Raw genomic sequence first — 2,090 nt, forward strand, 5'->3', positions numbered from 1 at the left:
ACAGCAGCGTGTAGTCTTCCTGTTTGCGCTGCATGGACAGTTCCTCGCGCGGCGGCTCTTCCTTGAACAGCAGCTCGGTGCTGATGGCCCCGGTAATTTCATTCATCTCATCAATCTGCATGCCAGTTGCATAAGCGGCGCCCACCAGCGCGCCCATGCTGGTGCCGGCAATGCAGTCGATCGGCACGCGGTACCGTTCGAGCACCTTGAGCACGCCAATGTGGGCCGCGCCGCGGGCGCCACCGCCCGACAGGGCCAGGCAGATTTTTGGCCGCTTGGCAGGGTCGGCTGCCGGGCTTGATGCAGGGGTTGTTGCCGACCAGGCGATGCCGGGAAGCAGTGCAGCGCAGAGCAGGGCTGCGCAAGCGCCGGGAAACTTGTTGAAAGACCGAAGGCTTGTTTTCATTCTTTTGTTGGCTCCACTTGTCGGATGCGCTGCGAAAAGTCAGCGCTGATGCCTGCCGCCTGGGCCCGGGCATTGATGTGGGCACGCTGCTGCAGCGTGGCAAAAGGCAGACCGGCGTCTTCCAGACGCCCCTGCTCATGCAGCAGTTTGGGCACATGGCCGCTGGCGAAAACCTTCCAGTTCAAACGCAGGTGCTCCGGGTTCACCAGCGAGTTGAACCAGATGTTGGTGGTGCAGTTGGTGGTCAGGGTGTTGTAGAACTTGGGTTGGTCCTTGAGCGCATTGATCTGGCTCAGGTACGACAGAAAAAACCTTTGCAGCGCCTGGGGTGACCCCTTCACCTTGTAAACGTAAACGTCTTCGGGCGGGTCGCGGCGGAAATTGGTGCGCAGCCCGATCACGTCGCGCTCGTCGGCAACCACGTAGTAAATCTCGTACTGCCGGAAGAAGCCCTTGATGGTGTCATAGGCCTCACCCTTCTCGGTGCGCGTTTCGATCGACATGGCCAAATGTTCGCCGCTGGCAAACCCGAAGCTGACAAACACATGGGCAATGTCGGGGCCCATCCAGTAGGAGGCCACGATGTCGGCCCCTTCGAGCTGGCGCAGGTCGTAGGTTTTGTCGTACCAGGCGGGTGTGTAGTCGGTTTCGCTGCGGTAGCTGAAATTGCGGATGTTGTGAACGGTGACGGCGTTGCCGTCAATGGCGGCCCAGGCCAATTTGGCCACATTGGGCTGCCAGTCGCGCTCATTCGACGGTGCCAGGCTTTGCCACCAAGCCAGCAGTGCCGCGAACAGCACCAGGTAAGCGGCCAGCGCCTGCCAGCGTCGGCGGCTGAATATCCATGCCAGCAGGGCAGCCAGTGCGGCCACCGAAAAACCTGTGGCCAGCGCAACGCGCCAAGCGTCATTGTTTGGTCCGGAAATGTACAGGGCCAGCACGCCCCAGCCGCCTGTGGCGGCCATCAGCAGGCCCAGCAAGATCTGGCTGGCGGTGGCGGCAATTCGAGTCATCGGATACGCGGCCGGTGCTGATTCAATGCTGCCAGGCCAGTGTGTCTGCGCACCGGCCTGGCCTGTTGGCTACGTTGCCTTGGCGATGTTTACCAGCGGAACGTGGCGCCGAACATGGGGCCGTTAAAGGTCATGCTCTCGACGGCCTTGCCAGACTCGAAGTTGTAGTCCAGATAGCGCCACATGGCGTTCAACTCACCCCAGCTGTACACATAACCAATACCGGCAGCGGCCTGCCAGGTCAGGTCGGATTGACCGGTGCCCACGTCCAGGTAGTAGGGCACGTACCACTGCCGGTTTTGTCCGAAAGCATAGCGGCCCTTGACGCCGATGATGCCGTCCCAAACATCACCATTGACTTCCAGCGTGCCAGACTTGCCTATTAGCGGATCTGATCCGGTTCCACTGATGGCATAGTCAAGGGTTTGCTTGAGGTCAAAGTAGCGCGCACCGGCGAGCAAGTCAATGGTGTGGGCCGGGTTGTTGGTGGCTAGGCGGTACTCGCCTGCCACTGTCCAGATCAAGCCTTTAAGATCAAAATCCAGATTCGCAGAGACACCGGCTGGAAGGCTCGTGTTGCCGAGCGTGAAGTCGCGGGTGCCGGACTTGGAATTGCCAAGATCAAGATAGAGGACATCGTTGAAAACGCCCCAACGCCCGTTGTGCACGTC

At 60.3% G+C, this 2,090-nt stretch carries 3 protein-coding genes; all 3 read right to left on the reverse strand.

The window, feature by feature from the left end; all coding sequences use genetic code 11:
- A partial coding sequence (locus tag GPS82_RS13730; protein WP_296495668.1) for a patatin-like phospholipase family protein occupies window positions 1–406 on the reverse strand: 406 nt, incomplete at its 3' end.
- Window positions 403–1,419, reverse strand: a complete 1,017-nt coding sequence (locus GPS82_RS13735; protein WP_296495670.1) for a DUF4105 domain-containing protein — start codon at window positions 1,417–1,419, stop codon at window positions 403–405. The genes GPS82_RS13730 and GPS82_RS13735, both read right to left, overlap by 4 nt.
- A gap of 89 nt (window positions 1,420–1,508) precedes the next feature.
- A partial coding sequence (locus GPS82_RS13740) for a hypothetical protein (RefSeq protein WP_296495672.1) occupies window positions 1,509–2,090 on the reverse strand: 582 nt, incomplete at its 5' end.

The organism is Rhodoferax sp., assembly GCF_011391645.1.
GTDB lineage: Bacteria > Pseudomonadota > Gammaproteobacteria > Burkholderiales > Burkholderiaceae_C > Rhodoferax.

Bases quoted from the DNA above. Each gene is read 5' to 3' on its own strand.
- GPS82_RS13735 (WP_296495670.1), bottom strand. From the start codon at position 1,419: ATGACTCGAATTGCCGCCACCGCCAGCCAGATCTTGCTGGGCCTGCTG.